We start from the raw sequence: 20,123 nt of genomic DNA, 5'->3' as shown, positions 1-20,123 counted from the left end.
GTCCGGCGCTTTCGCGCTTTCCCTTCCGGCGTTTCCGACTCTATCAGACGTTCTCACCGGGTTTTTCCGATGCGAAATCCGACAGGAATTCGGGGATGTGCTCCGACTCGTGGAATTCGATTCCGAATCCGAACTTCGGGAGCGAGGTCGATTCTAGACCGTTGCGGTCGAACTGTCCAGTTCGAGGCAACCGTTCGAATCTACCTCCCTACGCCAACCGTGTCAACGGTCTCTGCGGGACGACGAGGAGACTAGCAGCTCAGCAGGCTTGTACGCACATCAGGCCGCGACGGGCAGCGTGGCGCTCTGGTCTGCGGTTTCGACGTCACCGGTCTCACCGGCGCGGGCGGCCCGGCCGCCGAGCACGTAGACGTACGCGAGGAAGGCCGCCTCGGCGGCGATGCCGATGGCGATGCGGGCCCAGGTCGGCAGGCCCGACGGGGTGACGAACCCTTCGATGAGGCCCGAGACGAACAGGACCCCGGCCAGGCCGATGGCCATGCCCAGGGCGGCGCGGCCCTGCTCGGCGAGGGCCACCCGGCGGGTCCGGGGGCCGGGGTCGATCACCGTCCAGCCGAGCTTGAGGCCGGTGCCGGCGGCGACGAAGACGGCGGTGAGTTCCAGCAGGCCGTGCGGGAGGATCAGGCCGAGGAAAGTGTCGAGGCGGCCGGCCGAGGCCATCAGGCCGATGCCGATCCCGAGGTTGAGCATGTTCTGGAAGAGGATCCAGAGCACGGGCAGGCCCAGGAACGCGCCGAGGACCAGGCACATCGCGGCGGCCTGGGCGTTGTTCGTCCACACCTGTGCGGCGAAGGACGCGGCCGGGTGGCTGGAGTAGTACGTCTCGTACTGGCCCCCGGGGCGGGTCATCTCGCGCAGGTGCTCCGGGGCGCCGATCGAGGCCTGCACCTCGGGGTGCACTGCGATCCACCAGCCGATCAGGGCGCCGAGGGCGGTGGACAGCAGGGCCGTGGGGATCCACCAGTGGCGGCTGCGGTAGACGGCGGCGGGGAAACCGGCGGTGACGAAGCGGGCCGCGTCGCGCCAGCTCGCCCGGCGGGCACCGGTCACCGTGGCACGGGCCCGGGCCACCAGCTGGGTGAGGCGGCCGGTGAGCGTCGGGTCGGGGGCGCTGGACTGGATCAGCGACAGGTGGGTCGCGGTGCGCTGGTAGAGGACGACGAGTTCGTCGGCCTCGGCGCCGGTCAGGCGGCGGCCGCGGCGAAGCAACTGCTCCAGGCGGTCCCATTCGGCCCGGTGCGCGGTGACGAAGACGTCGAGATCCATCCGGCTGCTGCTCCTGCCCAGGTGCACTGACTGTCCACGGCTGACGTACTCCGGTCAGCTTGGCAGACTTGATGACCACGGGGCAGGGCAGGGCACGACAGGGTGAAGGTGGGCATCGGTGAGCGGTCTGGTGACAGGGGATGCGGTCGTACTCGGCCTCCAGCCGGCGCGGCTGCCGAGCCGGGCGCTGGCCGTCGCGATCGACATGGTCGTGCAATGGACCGTTTTCGTCATCGTGTCGGTGGCGCTGCTGGCGGCGACGGCGTCGCTGGACGAGGCGGCGCGGACGGCCGTGCAGATCGCGCTGTTCCTGCTGGTCCTCGTCGGGGTGCCGATCGTGGTGGAGACGCTGAGCCGCGGGCGGTCGCTGGGGAAGCTGGCCTGCGGGCTGCGGGTGGTGCGGGACGACGGCGGGCCGATCCGGTTCCGGCACGCGCTGGTGCGCGGTGCGCTCGGGGTGGTCGAGCTGCTGATGACGCTGGGCACGGTGGCCTGCATCGCGTCGCTGGTGTCGGCGCGCGGGCGGCGGCTCGGTGACGTGTTCGCCGGGACGCTCGTGGTGCGGGAGCGGGTGCCGGGGGCGCGGGGCGGTCAGCTGCCGCCGCCTCCGGCGTGGCTGGCGGGGCAGTTCACGGAGCTGGACCTGTCGGGCGTACCGGACGGGCTGTGGCTGGCGATCCGGCAGTACCTGGCGCGGATGGGGCAGCTGGATCCCCAGGTGGGTGCGTCGATGGCGGCCCGGCTCGGGGACGACCTGGTGGCGTGCACGGGAACGCCGGCGCCGCCCGGGGTGCCGGCCGCGGCGTACCTGGCGGCCGTGGTGCACGAACGGCAGACGCGCGATGCGCGGCGGGCGTTCGCACAGCAGCACCGGGCTCCGGCTCAGGCGGGACAAGCGGTTCCGGGGTACGGAGCCCCGGCCGTGGCGTACCCGCAGCAGCCGTACGCCGCTCCGGCTCGGCCGCCGGTGCAGGCCGCGCCGCAGCCGTACGTACCGCCGGCGCCGCCGGCTCCCGCTCCCGCTCCCGTCGAGCAGCCGCCTGCGACCGGGTTCGCGCCGCCCGGGTAGGGGGCGTCAGTCGGTGTAGGTGTCGTCCGCCGGGTCGGGGAAGGCCGACGGCGGGGTGTCGAGCTCTTCGAGTTCGATGCCGGGGGCGGACAGGACCACGTCGCCCGCGATGTGCACGGTGTGCTGCTCCCCCGTGTCCAGGGCGCTGACCTGGTACGCGTCCACCATCAGCGGGCCGCTGTCCGTGGGGTGCGCTTCGCTTCCCAGCAGGGCCCAGGCCTGGTCCACGGTGCGGGGGGCGAGCACCGGACTCGTGAAGTGCACGAGGCGGACACGGGTCGCGGGGGCGCCGGGGGTGAGGCGGAGGAGGCGGGCGGTGGCGACGAGGAAGGCCGGCGATGCGCCGGTGAAACCGTGGGCGCGGACGTTGCCCTCGGTGGCCTCGATGCCGGCGGGGTCGGTGCGCACCCAGGTGACGCCGTCGATGGCGGCGCCGCGCACCTGCCAGCTCGCGGCGTGGAGTTCGAGGCGGATGGGGCGGCCGAGGGCGTCGACGGCCAGGTCGACGGAGCCCGCGTGGTCGCCGGCGGGGGTGGTGGTCTGGGAGACGTAGCGCCAGCCGGAGGGGCCGGGGGCGCAGTGGAAGTGCTCGTCGCCGAGGGGGGTGTGATCGTGTGGATCGTGGAGCGAGTAGCGGCCGCGGGGCATCGGGGTTCCTGGGGTCTGCTGCGGGACCGGGCAGGCCCCCGGCACGGGTGCCGGGGGCCTGACGGGCGGTGCTGGTGCGTGATGCGCCGGGGGGCGCCGGCCGGTGGCCGGGCGGCGCCGGGGCGGATCAGTAGCGGTAGTGGTCCGGCTTGTACGGGCCGTCGACCTTGACGCCGATGTACTCGGCCTGCTCCGGGCGGAGCGTGGTCAGCTTGACGCCGAGGGCGTCGAGGTGGAGGCGGGCGACCTTCTCGTCGAGGTGCTTCGGGAGCACGTAGACGTCGGTCGGGTACTCCTCGGGCTTGGTGAAGAGCTCGATCTGGGCCAGGGTCTGGTCCGCGAAGGAGTTCGACATCACGAAGGACGGGTGGCCGGTCGCGTTGCCGAGGTTCAGCAGGCGGCCCTCGGACAGCACGATCAGGACCTTGCCGTCGGGGAAGGTCCAGGTGTGGACCTGCGGCTTGACCTCGTCCTTGACGATGCCGGGGACCTTGGCGAGGCCGGCCATGTCGATCTCGTTGTCGAAGTGGCCGATGTTGCCGACGATGGCCTGGTGCTTCATCTTGGCCATGTCGCCGGCCATGATGATGTCCTTGTTGCCGGTCGTGGTGATGAAGATGTCGGCGATCTCGACGACGTCGTCCAGCGTGGCGACCTGGTAGCCGTCCATGGCGGCCTGCAGGGCGCAGATCGGGTCGATCTCGGTGACGATGACGCGCGCGCCCTGGCCGCGGAGGGACTCGGCGCAGCCCTTGCCGACGTCGCCGTAGCCGCAGACGACCGCGACCTTGCCGCCGATGAGGACGTCGGTGGCGCGGTTGATGCCGTCGATCAGGGAGTGGCGGCAGCCGTACTTGTTGTCGAACTTCGACTTGGTGACGGCGTCGTTCACGTTGATGGCCGGGAAGAGCAGGTCACCGGACTGCATCATCTCGTAGAGACGGTGCACGCCGGTGGTGGTCTCCTCGGTGACGCCGCGGATCTCGGACGCGAGCTGCGTCCACTTCTGCGGGGACTCCTTCAGCGTGCGGTTGAGCAGCGTGAGGATGAAGCCGTACTCCTCGCTGTCCGCCGTCGACGGGTCCGGGGCGGAGCCGGCCTTCTCGAACTCGACGCCCTTGTGGACGAGGAGGGTGGCGTCACCGCCGTCGTCCAGGATCATGTTCGGGCCGCCGGTGGGCGTGTTCGGCCAGGTGAGGGCCTGCTCCGTGCACCACCAGTACTCCTCCAGGGTCTCGCCCTTCCAGGCGAAGACCGGGACGCCCTGGGGGTTCTCCGGGGTGCCGTTCGGGCCGACGGCGATGGCGGCGGCCGCGTGGTCCTGGGTGGAGAAGATGTTGCAGGAGGCCCAGCGGACGTCGGCGCCGAGGGCGACGAGGGTCTCGATCAGGACCGCGGTCTGCACGGTCATGTGCAGGGAGCCGGTGATGCGGGCGCCGGCCAGCGGCTGCGCCTCCGCGTACTCCTTGCGGATCGACATCAGGCCGGGCATCTCGTGCTCGGCGAGCGTGATCTCCTTGCGGCCGAAGGCGGCAAGGGAGAGGTCGGCGACCTTGAAGTCCATGCGTCTGCTCCTCGTTGATGGGTGCGAGAGGGTACGGCTGAGCTGCACGCCGGGTCCGGGTACGGGCCGGTGCACAGAGCGCAGTCCGTCGGAGGCCCTCTCTCCTCTCGGCCGGTCCGTGGGACCGCCCGACCGCCATCAGCAGCGACGCCTGACACCGGTGTCGAATCTACACCGAACGGGGGATCACCCCCAGCGGATCGTGGTCAAGTCGTCACGGGTTCCGGGGACGTCCGGAGGGTCGGTTTCAGGCCTTTCGGACCTTTGATGCCCTCCTTACGCAGGAGAGGATCGGGAGGGATCGGGCCCGGGGCGCGGTCCGGCAGGACCCGGCGGTGAGGAGAGCGACGTGACCAGTCCGGCAGGCCTTCGGGCGAAGGCGGACCCGAGCGGGCGGCGGCTGCGGCTGCTCGCGGTGACCGCGTGTCCCACGGGGATCGCGCACACGTACATGGCGGCGGAGACGCTCCAGCAGACCGCGGAACGGCTCGGCATCGACATGAAGGTGGAGACGCAGGGTTCCATCGGTGCCGAGAACGTGCTCACTGACAACGATGTCAGGCAGGCGGACGGGATCATCATCGCGGCCGACAAGGAGGTCGACCGGGAGCGGTTCGCGGGCAAGCGGGTGCTGTCCACGGGGGTCGCGGACGGCATCCACCGGCCGGAGGAGCTGATCGAGCAGGTGCAGCGGGCGCCGGTGCAGTCCGGTACGGCGGCACCCGCGGGCGGCTCGGGCGCGGGATCGGCGGGCGCCACGGGAGGCGCCGGCGGGTGGGGCGGATCCGGCCGCTCCGGCGGCAGGGAGCGCAGTCTCGGCTACAAGGCGCTGATGAACGGCGTCTCGTACATGATCCCGTTCGTGGTGGTCGGCGGGCTGCTGATCGCCGTCTCGCTGGCGCTGGGCGGCCATGCCACGGCGTCCGGGTACGCGACCACTCCCGGCACGTTCTGGGACCACCTGTTCCGGATCGGGGTCCTCGGCTTCACGCTGATGATCCCGATCCTGTCCGGCTACATCGCGTACGCCATCGGGGACCGGCCGGCGCTGGTGCCGGGCATGATCGGCGGCTTCATCGCGAACACCGGGTCGCTGTACGACTCGAAGGCGGGCGCGGGGTTCATCGGGGCGATCGTGACCGGTTTCCTGGCCGGCTACCTGGTCGTGTGGATCAAGAAGGTGCAGGTGCCCAAGGTAGTCCAGCCGATCATGCCGATCATCGTGATCCCGATCGCGGCGACCACGGCACTCGGCCTGTTCTTCATCTACGTCATCGGCAAGCCGATCTCGTGGGTGTTCGAGAACCTCACCGGCTGGCTGTCCGGCATGACCGGCACCAGCGCGGTCCTGCTCGGCGCGATCCTCGGCCTGATGATCGCCTTCGACATGGGCGGGCCGGTCAACAAGACGGCGTTCCTGTTCGGCGCGGGTCTGATCGCGTCCGGGAACCACGCGGTGATGGGCATGTGCGCGGCGGCGATCCCGGTGATGCCGCTGGGTCAGGGCCTGGCGACGGTGCTGCGCCGGCGGCTGTACTCCGAGCAGGAGCGGGACACGGGCATGGCGGCGCTGTTCATGGGCGTGTTCGGAATTTCGGAGGGGGCGATCCCGTTCGCGGCGGCCCGGCCGGCGGTCGTGATCCCGGCCAACATGCTCGGCGGCGCGGTGGCGGGTGCCCTGGCCGGGGTGGCGGGGGTCGGCGACCACGTGCCGCACGGCGGGCCGGTGGTGGCGGCGCTGGGCGCGGTGGACAACTGGGTCTGGTTCCTGGCCGCCATCGCCGCGGGCACCGTGGTGACGGCGCTGACCACGAACACGCTGATCGACCTGGCGGGCCGGCGGGCGGGCAGGGCCGGGGAGGCTCCGGCGGGGCCGGCGGCTCCGGCGGTCCCCCGGGCTGCGGCGACCGGTGCCCGGCCCGGCGCGCCCGCCCCCGAGGTCCTGTCCGGCCACCTGACCGGCCGGACCGTCAAGACCGGGCTGGCCGCCCTCACCAAGGAGGACGCCATCCGGGAGATGGCGGAGCTGCTGGCGGCGGCCGGGAGCGTGCGGGACGTCGACGAGCTGGTGCGGGTGGCGCTGGCCCGGGAGGCGCAGGGCACCACCGGGCTCGGCGAGTCGATCGCGATCCCGCACGCCAAGACGGACGCGGTGAGCCGGCCGACGGTGGGCTTCGCCCGCTCGGCGGCGGGCATCGAGTGGGGCGCGCCGGACGGTACGCGGGCCCGGCTGGTGTTCATGATCGCGGTGCCGGCCGCGGCGGCCGGGGACGAGCACCTGCGGATCCTCGCACTGCTCTCGCGGAAGCTGATGGACGCCGGCTTCCGGGACCGGCTGGCCGGGGCGCCGGACGAGCGGGCGGTCCTGGAGGTGCTGGGCGAGATCCGCTGACCCGGGCCCGTACCCCCTCGGGACGTGAGGAGGCCCCCGCCGCGCGAGCTGCGCTGCGGGGGCCTCCTCGTACGGTCAGTGGGCGGCGCCCGGTCCGCCGGGGGTGGTCGCCGGGTCGGCGCCGGCCACGGCGGCCGTCTCGCTGTAGATGTCCGGCTCCAGATAGATCACGCGGGCGATCGGGACGGCCTCCCGGATCCGCGCCTCGGCCGCGTCGATGGCGCGGGCGACCTCGGTGGCCGTCTCGTCGTGCCGGACCGCGACCTTGGCGGCGACCAGCAGCTCCTCGGGGCCGAGGTGCAGCGTGCGCATGTGGATGAGGGCGGTGACGGTGTCGCCGTCGACCATCGCGGCCTTGATCTTCTCGACCTCCTCGGTGCCGGCGGCCTCGCCGAGCAGCAGCGACTTGGTCTCGGCGGCCAGCACGATGGCGATGAGGATGAGGAGGGCGCCGATGCACAGGGTGCCGATGCCGTCCCAGACGCCGTTGCCGGTCAGCAGGGCGAGGCCGACACCGCCGAGGGCGAGGACCAGGCCGACGAGGGCGCCGAGGTCCTCCAGCAGGACCACGGGCAGCTCGGGGGCCTTGGCCCGCTTGACGAACTGGCCCCAGGTCAGCGAGCCGCGGATCTCGTTCGACTCCTTGATGGCGGTGCGGAACGAGAAGCTCTCGGCGATGATCGCGAAGACCAGGACGCCGACCGGCCAGTACCAGGCCTCGATCTCGTGCGGGTGCTTGACCTTCTCGAAGCCCTCGTACAGCGCGAACATGCCGCCGACCGAGAACAGCACGATCGAGACGAGGAAGGCGTAGATGTAGCGCTCGCGGCCGTACCCGAACGGGTGCTGCGGGGTGGCCTCGCGCTGGGCCTTCTTGCCGCCGACGAGCAGCAGGCCCTGGTTGCCGGAGTCGGCGAGCGAGTGGACGCTCTCGGCGAGCATCGAGGACGACCCGCTGAAGAGGAACGCCACGAACTTGGCCGCCGCGATGGCGAGGTTCGCGGCAAGGGCCGCCACGATCGCCTTGGTTCCGCCTGACGCACTCATTGCTGCGGGGTGTCCTTCCCTCGGTGCGGCGGCGCTCGGGGCCGCCCGCGCTACGGCCGCACATTGTTGCAGCCGTGGGCGCGGGCCGCCCGTCAGGCCCGCACCGTGGCGCGGAAGACCGTGCCGGTGCCGGTCAGTTCGACGGTTTCGCCGGCGGGTACGAACACCGACTGGCCGGGTGCGAGGGCGAGTTCGCCCCCGCTGCCCGAACCGGCCGCGGCGGAGCGGACGGTGGGGGTGCCGGCGGTGCACAGCAGGATCTGCGGGGTGGTCTCCGGCAGCCGGTGGGCGGGGGCGCCCGGGGGCAGGACCCAGCGGGAGAGCCGGAATTCGTCGACGGGGGTCTCGTAGACCTCCTCGCCGTTGCCCTCGGGCCGCAGCAGACCGGGGTCGCCGGCCTCGAAGCGGACCACCCGCAGGAGTTCGGGCACGTCGACGTGCTTGGGGGTGAGGCCGCAGCGCAGCACGTTGTCGGAGTTGGCCATCAGCTCGACGCCCATGCCGGACAGGTAGGCGTGCGGGACGCCGGCGCCCAGGTACATGGCCTCGCCGGGCTGCAGGCGTACGTGGTTGAGCAGCAGGGCGGCGATGACGCCGGGGTCGCCCGGGAAGTGGTGGGCGAGGCCGGCGTACGGGGCGTACGGGCCGCCGAGCCGCTGGGCGGCGTCGGTGGTCTCGGCGACGGTACGGGCCATCTCGTCGGGGTCGGCGGTGAGGACCGCGGTGAGGACCTCGCGGAGCGCGGCGTCCTCGGGGTGGGCGTGCAGGAGGTCCACGTACGGCTTGAGGGAGTCGACGTCGAGGGCGGCGAGCAGGTCGGCGGTCTCCACGGGGCGGCGGAAGCCGCAGAGTCCCTCGAAGGGGGTGAGGGCGCAGACCAGTTCGGGCTTGTGGTTGGCGTCCTTGTACGTGCGGTGGGGTGCGTCGACGGGGATGCCGCGGGCTTCTTCGGCGGCGTATCCGGCGCGGGCCTGGTCGAGGTCGGGGTGGACCTGGAGGGAGAGCGGGGCGCCGGCGGCGAGGATCTTGAAGAGGAAGGGCAGCCGGGGGCCGAACCTGGCCACGGCGGGGGCGCCGAGTTCGCGCTCGGGGTCGGCGTCGATGACGTCGAGGAGGGTGGTGCCGCCTGCCGCACGGTCCAGCCGGGAGGGTGCTCCGGGGTGGGCGCCCATCCACATCTCGGCCTGGGGTTCGCCGGTCGGTGTCACCCCGAGGAGTTCCGGTATGAGGGTGGCCGAACCCCAGGCGTAGGGGCGGATGGTGTTCGAAAGGCGGTCCATCGGTCGTCTTCCTGGGAGGTGGGAGGAGGACCGGCGTGTGGCGTGATCGGCCGGTCCTCCGGTCGGTGCGTCCCGGTCAGGGACGCCCCCCTGAGGCCAGCGCCAGGTAGGCGGTGGCGAAGTCCGTGACGGCGAGGAGTTCGGCGAGGAGCTCCAGCTCGCTGCCTTCCTCGGGTTCGAGCTCGCTGATGGCCGTGTCGTGGCTGAGGGCGAGTTCGCGGGCGGCGGGCGCGGCGGTGAGTCCGCCGGTGGGCCGGTCACGCAGCAGGACGACCCGGGCGCGCAGGGCTTGCGGTTCCTCGACGCGGTCGCGGAAGAAGTCGTCGGGGTCGGCGCCGGCGGCGAACGCGCCGGCGAGCAGCACGCCGTGGGCGGGCAGGGCCTCGGGCAGCTGGGCGGCGAGCGCGGGGCGGCCGGCCAGTTCGGCGAGGGTGGCGGCGAAGCGGCGGCCTGCGGGGCCGGCGCCGTCGCCTTCGGTCCAGATCAGCGGGAGCGAGTCGGCGAGTTCGGCGGCCAGGGTCTTGGCCGGGTTGCCGTACGTGGCGATGGCCGGCCCGCAGCGTTCGGCGGTCCGGTCGAGCCGGTCGGCGACGAGCTGGAGGCTGTCGGGGGAGGCGGAGATCAGGCCGACCTTGTCGAGGAGGACGAGGAGCGGGGTGAGCAGGGCCCACAGGGCTCCGGGGCCGGCGGCGGCGCTCTCGTCGTACTCCTGGTGGGGGGCCTTGGCCATGGGGACGTGCAGACCGTGGGCGCCGGCGACGGCCTCGGCGAGCGGGGAGCGCTCGGGGGCTACGGCGACGACGGTGCAGCCGCGCCGGTAGGCCTGTTCGGCGAGGCCGGCGAGGCCGGGCTCGGTGCCGTCGATGGTGACGATCAGGAGGAGGTCCACGGGGCCCGCCCAGCCGGGCAGGGCCCAGCGCATGGCGCCGGCGGCCGGTGCCACTCCGGTGGGGTGCAGGCGGGTGACGGGCGCGGAGGATCCGGCGAGGGCGCCGAGGAGGTCCGCGACGCCGTTGGCCGCGGTGCCGGGGCCGGCGATCAGGACGGCGCGCGGGCGGCCGTCCGGACGGAGGTCGGCGAGGCCTGCCTCGGCGGCGTGCCGGGCGGCGGTGCGGACCCGGGCCCCGGCCTCGGCGGCGCCGCGGAGCAGTCCGCGGCGGTCCGCCCGGGCGAGGGCCTCGGGGGCGTCGAGCAGCGACTCATCGAGCATGACGGCCTCCGGTCGGGTCAGGCGGGGCGGCGGGCCTCGTCCACGAGGAGTACGGGGATGCCGTCGCGCACGGGGTACGCGAGGCCGCAGTCCTGGCCGGTGCAGATCAGCTCGGGCGTCTCGGCCTTGGTCTCGTCCTGGAGCGGCGCGTGGCAGGCCGGGCAGGCGAGGATCTCCAGGAGACCGGCTTCGAGCGGCATGTGGGGTGTCCCTTCGAACGGGCGGTGCGGTGCGGTTTGGGCCAGGTCAGCGTACCGCCGGACGGGCCGGGGCGCGGCCCGGTGGGCGGCCCCGGCCCCGGCCCCGGATCGCGGTCCGGGGCCGGGGTCAGGCGGGTGCGTCGGGTGTCAGGCCCGGATGAGGGCGAGGACCTCGTCGCGTACGGCGGCCAGGGTGGCCTCGTCGCGGGCTTCGACGTTGAGCCGGAGCAGGGGCTCGGTGTTGGAGGGGCGGACGTTGAACCACCAGTCGTCGGTGGTGACGGTCAGCCCGTCGAGCTCGTCGGTGCGGGTGTCCGGGCGGCCGGCGTACGCGTCGCGGACCGCGGCGAGCCGGGCGGTCTGGTCGGCGACGGTGGAGTTGATCTCGCCGGAGCCGCGGTAGCGGTCGTAGGAGGAGACCAGGTCGGACAGCGGGCCGTCCTGGCCGCCGAGGGCGGCGAGGACGTGGAGGGCTGCCAGCATGCCGGTGTCGGCGTTCCAGAAGTCCTTGAAGTAGTAGTGCGCGGAGTGCTCGCCGCCGAAGATGGCGCCGGTGGTGGCCATCTCCTCCTTGATGAAGGAGTGGCCGACGCGGGTGCGCACGGGGGTGCCGCCGTGTTCGCGGACCACCTCGGGGACGGACCAGGAGGTGATCAGGTTGTGGATCACGGTGCCGGTGCCGCCGTTGCGGGCCAGTTCGCGGGCGGCGACCAGGGCGGTGATGGCGGACGGGGAGACGCCCTCGCCGTGCTCGTCGACGACGAAGCAGCGGTCGGCGTCGCCGTCGAAGGCGAGGCCCAGGTCGGCGCCCTCGGCGCGGACCCGGTCCTGGAGGTCGACGATGTTCTTGGGGTCGAGGGGGTTGGCCTCGTGGTTGGGGAAGGTGCCGTCGAGTTCGAAGTACATCGGGACGACGGTGAGCGGCAGGCCCGCGAACACGGTGGGGACGGTGTGACCGCCCATGCCGTTGCCGGCGTCCACGACGACCTTCAGCGGTCGGATGGCCGTGAGGTCGACGAGGCCCTTGAGGTGGGCGGCGTAGTCGTCGAGGGTGTCGCGGCGGGTGACGGTGCCGGGGGTGGCCGCGGGGGCCGGGGCGCCGGTCTCGGTCCACCGCTCGACGAGGGTGCGGATCTCGTCGAGGCCGGTGGACTGGCCGACGGGGGCGGCGCCGGCGCGGCACATCTTGATGCCGTTGTACTGGGCCGGGTTGTGCGAGGCGGTGAACATCGCGCCGGGCAGGCCGAGGCTGCCGGAGGCGAAGTACAGCTGGTCGGTGGAGCACAGGCCGATTTCGGTGACGTCGGCGCCGAGGGCGGCCGCGCCGCGGGCGAAGGCCTGCGAGAGCTCCGGCGAGGAGGGGCGCATGTCGTGGCCGACGACGATCGCCGTGGCCTTGGTGACCTGTACGAACGCCGCGCCGAAGAGTTCCGCGAGGGAGGCGTCCCACTGGTCGGGGACGACCCCGCGTACGTCGTACGCCTTGACGAGCTGTGACAGATCAGCAGCCACGTGGCCTGCCCTCCTGAGATCCGGTGAGTCGGACCAACCTACCGGTAGCGGGTGAACCGCAGGCTTCAGGATTCGGGTGAGCGCAGAACCCGCAGGTGACGGCGGGGCTCGCCGGACGGTCCGGGGCCGGTTCCGCCGGCCTCGGCGGCGCGGCCGTGCGGGCGGGCGGCTTCACGGACGGCGTTGGCGAGGGCTTCGAGGTCGTCGCCGCTGGGGCGCGAGGGCGCGGAGCCGTCGGACAGCCTGACGACTTCCCAGCCGCGCGGGGCGGTCAGGCGCTCGGAGTGCTCGGCGCACAGGTCGTAGCAGTGGGGTTCGGCGTAGGTGGCGAGCGGGCCGAGAACTGCGGTCGAGTCGGCGTAGACGTACGTCAGTGTTGCGACGGCAGGGCGGCCGCACGCGGTGCGCGAACAGCGACGTACAGGGCTCACGACGTTGGACGGTACCGCACTCTTGACCGGGCCGCGACGACTCTCCCCCGGCTCACTCCCCCGTGTCGTGACGTGATCTCGGCCATAGGGGCCTTCGGAGCGGCCCCGGATGGGGCTTGCGGACGGCTTGCCAGGGCGTCTCGGAGCGGCCCGGTGCGGGCTACGCTGCGCAGTGTGATGGACAGTTCCGTACCTCCCAGCACCGGTCAGCGGTCCGATGAGCGCACCGGTGAGCCCCGGGTCCGGCGCCGGGACCGGCACGGCCGCGGCATGCGCGGGCCGGTGGCGCCGCCGCAGGTGCCGCTGGCGGCGAGCCGGGCCCAGTTGTTCGGCGATCTGGTGCAGGACTCGGTGGAGCGGCTGGAGCGGCGGTTCCCTCAGCTGCAGGACGTGGAGTTCGTGGTCGCGGAGGTGCCGGTGCCGGGCGGCCCGGACAGCGGCTGGAACGACGAGGCGGTGCCGCTGGGCGGGCTGGTCGCGGCCGCCGGGGGCCGGCCGGCGCGGATCGTGGTCTACCGGCGGCCGGTGGAGATCCGGACGAAGACCCGGGACGACCGGGCGCTGCTGGTGCACGAGATCGTGGTGGAGCAGGTCGCCGAGCTGCTGGGGCTGGAGCCGGAGACGGTGGACCCGCGGTACGGGGAGAACGGGCCGGACGGCGACTGACGGGCCCGCCGGGGGCTCCCCGGCGGGCGCGTTCGTCAGTCGCGGCTGAGGACCGACAGGTCCTGGACGGCGTCCGGGACGGGGACGGTGCCGCGGTCGTCCTGGAGGGTCTGCACGGTGAACATGAGGACGCCCTCGTGCGGGAGTTCCAGGGTGCGTGCCGCGTGCACCGGGCCGCCGGAGACGGTCTCCACGGTGAGGGCGTACGAGCCCTTCAGTCCGGCGGGGACGGGCGGTTTGACGGCGAGGGTGGTGCCCTTCTTGACGGTGTACGTCTTGGTGGCGGGCGTGCCGCCGCCGGTGCCGGCGGAGGCGGTCACCCTGACGGTGGCGTCGGTGCCGGGAGCGGTGAGCGAGAGGGTGGTGCCGGCGGCCCGGTTGTCGGCCGCGGTGGCCCGGGTTCCGACCGGTGCGGTGGCCGGGATGAGGGCCAGTTCCTGCTTCTCGCCGGTGCCGCGGATGACCCGTACGGAGGCGACGACGGGGGTGCGGTGCTTGGGGTCGGCGGGGGTCAGCAGCAGGGAGCCGGCTTCGCCGCGGGTGACGTCCTTGAGGTAGACGGCGGTCGTCATGCCGGACTTGACGTGCACGGACTCGCTGCCGGCGGGGGTGATGGAGCCGGTGGGGCCGGCCAGCCGCACCTTCAGGTCGGCGTCGTCGTCGCCGGGGGCGTGGACGACGAGCTTGATGTCGGTGGCGTCGGCGGGCAGGCCGGGGAGCACCAGCTCGGGGGCCGCGTCGGCGGCAGCGGGCAGCCAGTCGGAGCCGACGCCGTCCTCCTGGACCTGCACGGTGGCGCCGACCCGGCCGCTGCGGGTGGTGACGTGCGCGGTGACGTCCGGCAGCGGGGTGGGGCTGAGGGTGGCCAGGGAGACGGACAGGGAGGTGCGCGGCGGCACCTTGAAGCCCTCGGTGCCTGTCGAGTCGGACTTCACCGTGCCGTCGGGGCCGTAGAGCTGGATGTCGACGACGGCGGCGGTGTCGTCGTCGGGGTTGGTGAGGTGGAGGTAGTCCTGCCGGTTCTTGGAGGTGGCGGTGCCGGGGAACCAGAAGTCGGTGTCGGGGGCCGAGCAGCCGGTGCCGAGGACGCCGCGGGCCGAGCCGACGGGCACGGTGGTGGTCTGCTGGGCGGTCCAGCCGGGGGCGAGGACGCCGTCGGCGGAGCCGGCGAGCGCGGGGGCCTCGGCGCCGGCGGCGGTGGCGCCGACGGGCTTGCCGGGTTCCTTGAGGGTGAGCAGGGCCTTGGGCTGCTTCACGGCGGTGACGAGGGTGGCGGTGCCCTTGCCGGCGGCCGCGCCCGGGGTGGCGGGCGTGAAGGCGGTGTAGGTGGTCTCGGCGACGTCGGAGCCGCTGGGGACGGGGCACACCAGGGTGGAGCGCTCGACGGGCAGCCGGGCGGCGGCCTGCGCCCCGCCGCCGGCCCGGCCGTCGGGGGCGGTGAACGCGGCGATGCCGGTGACGGCGGCGAGCGCCGCGGCCACGGCGGCCAGGGTCAGGGGTGCGCGGTTCACTGCTGGTTGCTCCCGTCGGGACGCCGGTCGTCCTGGCCGTAGGGGTCGTCGTACGGGTCGTACGGGCGCGCCTGGTACGGGCCGCCCTGCGGGTGGGGCTCGTAGCCGTGGCCGCCGTACGGAGCCGCCTGCGGGGGCACGCCCGGGGCGTGGCCGTCGTACGGGGCGGGCTGCGGGTCGTAGCCGGGTCCGGTGCCGTAGGAGCCGCCGGCCGAGGGGTCGTGGCCGGTGTCGTACGCCGTGCCGTAGGCGCTGTCGTACGACGTGTCATACGACGTGTCGTAGGCGGTGTCGTAGCCGGTGTGGGGGTCGGCGGCGGGGGCGTATGCGGGGGTGTCCCACTGGCCGTGGTCGGGCTGGGCGGGGACGGCGGTGTACGGGGGGTACGTTCCGTCGTCGCCGCCGGTGGGAACGGCGTACGGGTCGGCCTGGGCGTCGGCGGTGTCGGTGGTCCCGGCGCGGAGCCGGCGGGCGCGGCGGCCTTCGCCGTCGGCCTGGGCGGGGACGGCGGCCTCTTCCTCGGGCAGGTCGTCGTCGAGCCGGCGGCGGCGGCCGGGCAGGGCCATCACGAGCAGCACGAGGGCGAGGGAGCCCTGGGCCCAGTGCCGGGCGGTGGTGGCGGCGGAGTCCTCGTAGGTGAGGTCGAGGCGGCCGGCGGTGGCGGGGAGTTCGAAGCCCTGGGCCCAGCCGTCGACGGTCTTCCCGGGCAGCGGCTTGCCGTTGAGGGTGGCCTGCCAGCCGGGGGCGGCGCTGTCGGCGATGCGCAGGATGCGGCCGGGGTCGCCGGCGGGGAGGTCGGTGTGGGCCTCGACGGCGCCGGCTGCGACCGGGATGGGGTCCTCGCCGGCCCGGGCGGGGCGGATGACGGCGCGGGCGACCTGGCCCTTGACCTCCCAGAGGGAGATGCCGTCGAGCTTGCTGAGGCGGCTCAATCCGGGGGTGGCGTTGAGGACGCGGCCCATCTGGTGGGGGGCGCCGTCCTTGAGGAGGACGTAGCGGATGGCGTAGGCGCCGAGTTCGTCGCTCTGGTCGGCGCCGGAGCCGGCGACGAGGCCGGCGACGACCTTGTCGAGGCGGGCGTCGGTGCCGTGGGCGGCGGTGAACTCGGCGTCGCCGATGCGGCCGCCGGAGCCGCGGACCAGGGTGTAGGAGACCTTGGCGGGCGAGTCGCCGACGAGGACGAGGGTGCGGGGCTGGTCGCGGGAGCCGCTCATCTCGGCGACGAACGCGGGCACCTGGACGGGGTCGCGGCGCTCCAGCGGGCCGTCGGCGCCGGTGATCGTCCAGCCGGCGGCGGCGAGCAGCGGGCCGGCGACGGCGCCGAGGGCGATGAGGGCGGCGACGGGCTGGCGCCAGCCGAAGCTCTGGGCGGCGACGCGTTCGCGGGCGCCGTCGGCGCCGAGGGCGGCGGCGGCGATCAGGGCGGCGCCGTAGACCAGGGTGGCGGGGCCGGCCCAGCCGGAGTGGTTGAGGAGGACGGCGAAGACCAGGCCGGCGAGGGCGGTGGCCCAGGCGGCTCGGATCGCGAACTGCCGTTCGCCGCGCAGCAGGGCGGCGAGGGCGGCGAGCACGATGCCGGCGAGGAGCAGGCCGCCGGCGGCCTTGGGTCCGCCGGGGCTGATGCCCAGCAGGTCGAGTGCGCTCGCGGAGCCTTCGCCGTACGGGAGGCCGGCTTCGCGGAGGAAGGCGGCGGGGTCGGTCAGCAGGGTGAGCGACCAGGGGGCGAGGACGAGCAGCGGGACGGCGGCGGTGGCGAGGAAGCGGGGGGCGTACGCCTTGAGGGCGCTGCGGTGCAGGCCGAGCGCGGCGAGGCCGAGCAGGACGGCGAGCGGCCAGGCGACCGGGGTGAAGGCGGTGGCCAGGGTGAGCAGGAGGGTGAAGGTCCAGGTGGCGCGCCAGCTGCCCTTGGCGGTGTCGTCGCCGCCGAAGCCGTAGGCGGCGACGGCGGCGCGGGCCATGAGGGGGAGCAGGACGGCGAGGACGGCGGTGCCGAGGCGGCCGCCGGCGAGGGCGCCGGTGACGGCGGGCAGGAAGGCGTAGGCGACGGCGGTCCAGGCGCGCAGCAGCCGGGATTCGACGAGCGGCCGGGAGGCGAAGTAGGCGGTGAGTCCGGCGAGCGGCACCGAGCAGACCAGCAGGACGGTCAGGGCGGTCTGGGTGGAGCCGAGGAGCAGCGAGGACAGGGCGGCGAGGACGGCGAGGTAGGGGGGTGCGCCGTCGGTGCCGCCGGTGCCGACGGCGTGCCATTCGCCGAGGTACGCGCTCCAGAGGGCGCCGGCGCCGCCGGGGGCGGGAAGCAGGGCGCCGCCGGTGAGGGAGCCGCCGGCGAGGAGGCCGCGGCAGGCGGTGAGGGAGACGGCGAGGAGGAGGGCGAAGAGGACGGGCGCGGGTCTGCGGGCGATCCGCCTGAGGCGCGCGAACTGCTCGATCTCCAGGAAGTCGGCGTCGTCGCCGCCGGGTCCGGATTCGACGGCTCCGCCGTGCCGGCCGGCGGTGGCGGTCTCGGTGTCCCGGCCGTCGCCGAGGTGTCCGGCGAGTTGTTCGACGGTGGCGCGCAGGGTGGCGCCGGGCGGCGGGAACAGCGGGCGGAGTTCCTTGGCGGGGACGGCGGGGCGGCCGCGCCGGCGGCGGGCGGTGAGGATCCGTTCGGGTCGCAGCAGGGTGCGGACGAGTCCGCCGGCCTCGTCGACGGCCTGGCCGGGTGCCTTGCCGACGAGGTAGCCGAGGGTGCGGAGCACGGTTCCGAGGAGCAGCCGCAGCAGGACGTACGGGAGGGCGGGCGCGGGGGTGTTGACGAGGAGGGTGTGCACGGCGCCGGCCTTGTCGACGCGGTGCGGGTTGGCGGCCGTGCGGCCGGCGCAGTCGACGGTGCGGCGTTCGCGGGCGGCGGCCTCGGCGTGCCGGAGGACGGCGTCGGGGGCGACGAGGACGGTGTGCCCGGCGGCGTGGGCGCGCCAGCACAGGTCGACGTCGTCGCGCATGAGGGGCAGCCGGCGGTCGAAGCCGCCGAGTTCCTCGTAGACGTCGCGGCGGACGAGCATGCCGGCGGTGGAGACGGAGAGGACGGGGCGGACCTGGTCGTGCTGGCCCTGGTCCTGCTCGCGGCGGTCGAGGCCGGTCCAGCGGCGGCCGCTGCGGGCGATGGAGACGCCGACCTCGAGCAGCTGCTTGGTGTCGTACCAGCCGCGGAGCTTGGGGCCGATGACGCCGGCCTGCGGGCTGGCTTCGGCGACGCGCAGGAGTTCGGCGAGGGCGTCGGGTTCGGGGGCGCAGTCGTCGTGGAGCAGCCAGAGCCACTGGACGGGCTCGCCGTGGGGCAGTTCGGGCAGGTCGTATGCGTCGTCGCGCCAGGTCCGGCTGACGGGGTCCCAGCCGCTGGGCCGCTTCAGGTACGGGAGGTCCTCGGGGGTGAGGACGGGGGCGGTGCGGGCGGCCTCGTCGACGGCGGCGCCGAATCCGGTGCGCCGGGCGAGGTGGACGACGCGGTCGTCGCCGAGGGCTTCGGCGAGCAGCCGGGCGGAGTCGTCGGAGCTGCCGGTGTCGGCGGCGACCCAGTGCTGGACGGGGCGTTCCTGGCCGAGGAGGCCGGCGAGGGCCTGGGGCAGCCAGCGGGCTCCGTCGTGGGCGACGAGCACGGCGGTGACGACATGCCGCGGGAACTCGGGGGCGGCGGCCGACTCATGGGAGGCCGTCGAGTGGCTGTGCACGGACATCGCGGTACGGGCCCTCCGGCCGGGGGTCCGGGGTGGGGCGCCCCGGGACGCTGCTGGACAGCGCCCCACACTAACGGCTGCACACACAGCGGTCCGCCTCCTGCGGGGAAGGGGCAGGAGGCGGACCGTTTGCTCTCGTATCGGTTTGTCTGCTTGTCGTTCTCTCGGTGGCTCGCGGTGTGATTCGAACTCGAATGCGGAGGGGTCAGACGGCGGCTTTCTTCAGTCGGCGGCGTTCCCGCTCGGACAATCCGCCCCAGATGCCGAATCGCTCGTCGTTGGCAAGGGCGTACTCAAGGCACTCGGAGCGGACTTCACAGGCGAGGCAGACCTTCTTGGCCTCGCGGGTGGAGCCGCCCTTCTCGGGAAAGAAGGACTCGGGGTCGGTCTGGGCGCACAGTGCGCGCTCCTGCCACCCGGCCTCCTCGTCCGCCTCCTCGACCAGCAGTTCCTGAAACAGCTCGGTCATGTGCGCCCCTCGTCTGTTCTTTGCGTCCCCGTGTTGATGCCGTCACCGAATGCGGTCAAACGACACGAGTGAAATTACAAGTGTGTGCATCCGGGGCAGTCAAGCCGAGATCTGCTATTGGGCCCCTTATTCACTCTCCGGAACCAAGCGTATACAGAAAGTGTTCATATCGCCAAAAATCGTGACACATGCCACGCGCAACTCGCGGCCCGTCAACCTCACCCGTAACGGACGCACAACGGCGGACCGCTGTTGCACTCCGACGGCGGAAGCGGCGTGGATCACATTCCGGTCACGACATGACGATGCGGCCGGGTCCGGCTGGTGCCCATCTCCCCGGACACACCATGCACAAACCTTTCTCCGCACACGTTAACCGGATGAGTGAAAGTTTTCGCCCAATACGGACATTGGGTTGACAGTCGCCCCCGCCGGACGGTCTCCTTGTTTCCATGTCAGCGACCGCAGCGCTCTCCCGGACCCCCATTCGTGGGTTCCTGTGCGCTGCCCAGGTTCGCTGTTGCTGTCACAGCTGTTGATGCCTCCAGAGCTCCAGCACCGATCCCCCGCCCCGGGATCCGCGCCTCGCGCACAGCAACCGACCGGACCAGCGGCACCCGCGCCCTGACATACCCCCGAGGACACCCTCCCCAATGAACAGCGACAGCGACCTCCAGATCGCCGGCGACATCCTCGAAGTCCCGCACCTCCTGCAGCCCGCCAAGGAGCACCCGACCACCGTGGCCGAGTTCGTCGGCCTCGCCCGGGAGCTTGCCGAGGACCGCGGCCAGTGGGAGCACCTCGTCGAGTACGACGCCACCAGCCGCTGGTACCACCGGCTGCGCACCGGCCCCGGTTACGAGGTGTGGCTGCTCAGCTGGGTCCCCGGCCAGGGCAGCGGCCTGCACGACCACGGCGGGTCGTCCGCCGTCATGACCGTCCTCCAGGGCGAGCTGACCGAGCGCAACGAGCGCGGCCGGCTGGCGCTGGCGGCCGGCGCCGAGCGGATCATCGCCCCCGGCCACGTCCACGAGATCGCCAACGACTCGCTGGAGCCCGCGGTCAGCCTGCACGTCTACCACCCCGGACTCACGCACATGCCGATGCACGAGAGCGCGGCGACG

General features: G+C 73.4%; 15 protein-coding genes and 1 pseudogene. 4 read left to right on the top strand and 12 right to left on the bottom strand.

Translation table 11 applies throughout. From position 1 onward, the window contains the following. Positions 1 to 279: 279 nt before the first annotated feature. Positions 280 to 1,287, bottom strand: coding sequence for a stage II sporulation protein M (locus LG634_RS16055; RefSeq protein WP_226734482.1), 1,008 nt, complete (start codon positions 1,285 to 1,287; stop codon positions 280 to 282). A 118-nt stretch (positions 1,288 to 1,405) separates the two neighbouring features. Between LG634_RS16055 and LG634_RS16050 the strand changes: the two genes are divergently transcribed. Continuing rightward, positions 1,406 to 2,356, top strand: a complete 951-nt coding sequence (locus LG634_RS16050; RefSeq protein WP_226734481.1) for an RDD family protein — start codon at positions 1,406 to 1,408, stop codon at positions 2,354 to 2,356. 6 nt (positions 2,357 to 2,362) lie between these two features. On the opposite strand, the gene LG634_RS16045 is transcribed toward LG634_RS16050, so the two are convergent. Then, on the bottom strand, positions 2,363 to 3,004 hold the full coding sequence (locus tag LG634_RS16045) for a hypothetical protein (RefSeq protein WP_226734480.1): 642 nt from the start codon (positions 3,002 to 3,004) through the stop codon (positions 2,363 to 2,365). A 127-nt stretch (positions 3,005 to 3,131) separates the two neighbouring features. Next, positions 3,132 to 4,568: an adenosylhomocysteinase gene (gene ahcY / locus LG634_RS16040; protein WP_226734479.1), complete on the bottom strand. Its 1,437-nt coding sequence runs from the start codon at positions 4,566 to 4,568 to the stop codon at positions 3,132 to 3,134. A gap of 349 nt (positions 4,569 to 4,917) precedes the next feature. Between ahcY and LG634_RS16035 the strand changes: the two genes are divergently transcribed. Next, positions 4,918 to 6,960, top strand: coding sequence for a fructose-specific PTS transporter subunit EIIC (locus LG634_RS16035; protein WP_308072510.1), 2,043 nt, complete (start codon positions 4,918 to 4,920; stop codon positions 6,958 to 6,960). 75 nt (positions 6,961 to 7,035) lie between these two features. Here the strand turns inward: LG634_RS16035 and LG634_RS16030 are convergent, their stop codons facing one another. The 6 genes from LG634_RS16030 to LG634_RS16005 all read right to left on the bottom strand — a co-directional run bounded on the left by LG634_RS16030 (position 7,036) and on the right by LG634_RS16005 (position 12,640). Beyond that, positions 7,036 to 8,007, bottom strand: coding sequence for a cation diffusion facilitator family transporter (locus LG634_RS16030; RefSeq protein WP_226734478.1), 972 nt, complete (start codon positions 8,005 to 8,007; stop codon positions 7,036 to 7,038). Positions 8,008 to 8,099: 92 nt separating this feature from the next. Further along, on the bottom strand, positions 8,100 to 9,287 hold the full coding sequence (gene manA, locus LG634_RS16025; protein ID WP_226734477.1) for a mannose-6-phosphate isomerase, class I: 1,188 nt from the start codon (positions 9,285 to 9,287) through the stop codon (positions 8,100 to 8,102). Positions 9,288 to 9,363: 76 nt separating this feature from the next. Then, positions 9,364 to 10,497, bottom strand: a complete 1,134-nt coding sequence (locus tag LG634_RS16020; RefSeq protein ID WP_226734476.1) for an SIS domain-containing protein — start codon at positions 10,495 to 10,497, stop codon at positions 9,364 to 9,366. A 17-nt stretch (positions 10,498 to 10,514) separates the two neighbouring features. Continuing rightward, the gene (locus tag LG634_RS16015; RefSeq protein ID WP_226734475.1) at positions 10,515 to 10,697 is read right to left on the bottom strand and encodes a Trm112 family protein; all 183 of its coding nucleotides are present in this window, start codon (positions 10,695 to 10,697) and stop codon (positions 10,515 to 10,517) included. 147 nt (positions 10,698 to 10,844) lie between these two features. Continuing rightward, positions 10,845 to 12,209: a phosphomannomutase/phosphoglucomutase gene (locus LG634_RS16010; RefSeq protein WP_226734474.1), complete on the bottom strand. Its 1,365-nt coding sequence runs from the start codon at positions 12,207 to 12,209 to the stop codon at positions 10,845 to 10,847. Between the two features lie 65 nt (positions 12,210 to 12,274). Then, on the bottom strand, positions 12,275 to 12,640 hold the full coding sequence (locus tag LG634_RS16005; protein WP_226734473.1) for a DUF3499 domain-containing protein: 366 nt from the start codon (positions 12,638 to 12,640) through the stop codon (positions 12,275 to 12,277). A gap of 177 nt (positions 12,641 to 12,817) precedes the next feature. Between LG634_RS16005 and LG634_RS16000 the strand changes: the two genes are divergently transcribed. Then, positions 12,818 to 13,306 carry a metallopeptidase family protein gene (locus LG634_RS16000; protein ID WP_372482432.1) on the top strand — a complete coding sequence of 163 codons (489 nt, stop codon included), beginning with the start codon at positions 12,818 to 12,820 and terminating at the stop codon, positions 13,304 to 13,306. A 35-nt stretch (positions 13,307 to 13,341) separates the two neighbouring features. Here LG634_RS16000 and LG634_RS15995 read toward each other — a convergent pair whose 3' ends face one another. The 3 genes from LG634_RS15995 to LG634_RS15985 all read right to left on the bottom strand — a co-directional run bounded on the left by LG634_RS15995 (position 13,342) and on the right by LG634_RS15985 (position 18,999). Beyond that, positions 13,342 to 14,817, bottom strand: a complete 1,476-nt coding sequence (locus LG634_RS15995; protein ID WP_226734472.1) for a DUF5719 family protein — start codon at positions 14,815 to 14,817, stop codon at positions 13,342 to 13,344. Continuing rightward, the gene (locus LG634_RS15990; RefSeq protein ID WP_226734471.1) at positions 14,814 to 18,530 is read right to left on the bottom strand and encodes a glycosyltransferase family 2 protein; all 3,717 of its coding nucleotides are present in this window, start codon (positions 18,528 to 18,530) and stop codon (positions 14,814 to 14,816) included. The genes LG634_RS15995 and LG634_RS15990 overlap by 4 nt, the downstream gene beginning before the upstream one ends. A 205-nt stretch (positions 18,531 to 18,735) precedes the next feature. Continuing rightward, positions 18,736 to 18,999, bottom strand: coding sequence for a WhiB family transcriptional regulator (locus LG634_RS15985; protein ID WP_226734470.1), 264 nt, complete (start codon positions 18,997 to 18,999; stop codon positions 18,736 to 18,738). Positions 19,000 to 19,652: 653 nt separating this feature from the next. Between LG634_RS15985 and LG634_RS15980 the strand changes: the two are divergent. Then, positions 19,653 to 20,120 (top strand): annotated as a pseudogene (locus LG634_RS15980) (cysteine dioxygenase); the annotation flags it as partial. Positions 20,121 to 20,123: the final 3 nt, after the last annotated feature.

This window comes from Streptomyces bambusae (genome assembly GCF_020532645.1).
Taxonomy (GTDB): Bacteria; Actinomycetota; Actinomycetes; order Streptomycetales; family Streptomycetaceae; genus Streptomyces; species Streptomyces bambusae.
Note: the sequence above shows the minus strand (reverse complement) of the source record. Positions and strands in the feature narration are given on the sequence as shown.

What these genes read in the sequence shown, in the direction of transcription:
- LG634_RS16055 (WP_226734482.1), bottom strand. Translation starts at nt 1,287, where the DNA reads ATGGATCTCGACGTCTTCGTCACCGCGCACCGGGCCGAATGGGACCGC.
- LG634_RS16045 (WP_226734480.1), bottom strand. Translation starts at nt 3,004, where the DNA reads ATGCCCCGCGGCCGCTACTCGCTCCACGATCCACACGATCACACCCCC.
- ahcY (WP_226734479.1), bottom strand. Translation starts at nt 4,568, where the DNA reads ATGGACTTCAAGGTCGCCGACCTCTCCCTTGCCGCCTTCGGCCGCAAG.
- LG634_RS16030 (WP_226734478.1), bottom strand. Translation starts at nt 8,007, where the DNA reads ATGAGTGCGTCAGGCGGAACCAAGGCGATCGTGGCGGCCCTTGCCGCG.
- manA (WP_226734477.1), bottom strand. Translation starts at nt 9,287, where the DNA reads ATGGACCGCCTTTCGAACACCATCCGCCCCTACGCCTGGGGTTCGGCC.
- LG634_RS16020 (WP_226734476.1), bottom strand. Translation starts at nt 10,497, where the DNA reads ATGCTCGATGAGTCGCTGCTCGACGCCCCCGAGGCCCTCGCCCGGGCG.
- LG634_RS16015 (WP_226734475.1), bottom strand. Translation starts at nt 10,697, where the DNA reads ATGCCGCTCGAAGCCGGTCTCCTGGAGATCCTCGCCTGCCCGGCCTGC.
- LG634_RS16000 (WP_372482432.1), top strand. Translation starts at nt 12,818, where the DNA reads ATGGACAGTTCCGTACCTCCCAGCACCGGTCAGCGGTCCGATGAGCGC.
- LG634_RS15990 (WP_226734471.1), bottom strand. Translation starts at nt 18,530, where the DNA reads ATGTCCGTGCACAGCCACTCGACGGCCTCCCATGAGTCGGCCGCCGCC.
- LG634_RS15985 (WP_226734470.1), bottom strand. Translation starts at nt 18,999, where the DNA reads ATGACCGAGCTGTTTCAGGAACTGCTGGTCGAGGAGGCGGACGAGGAG.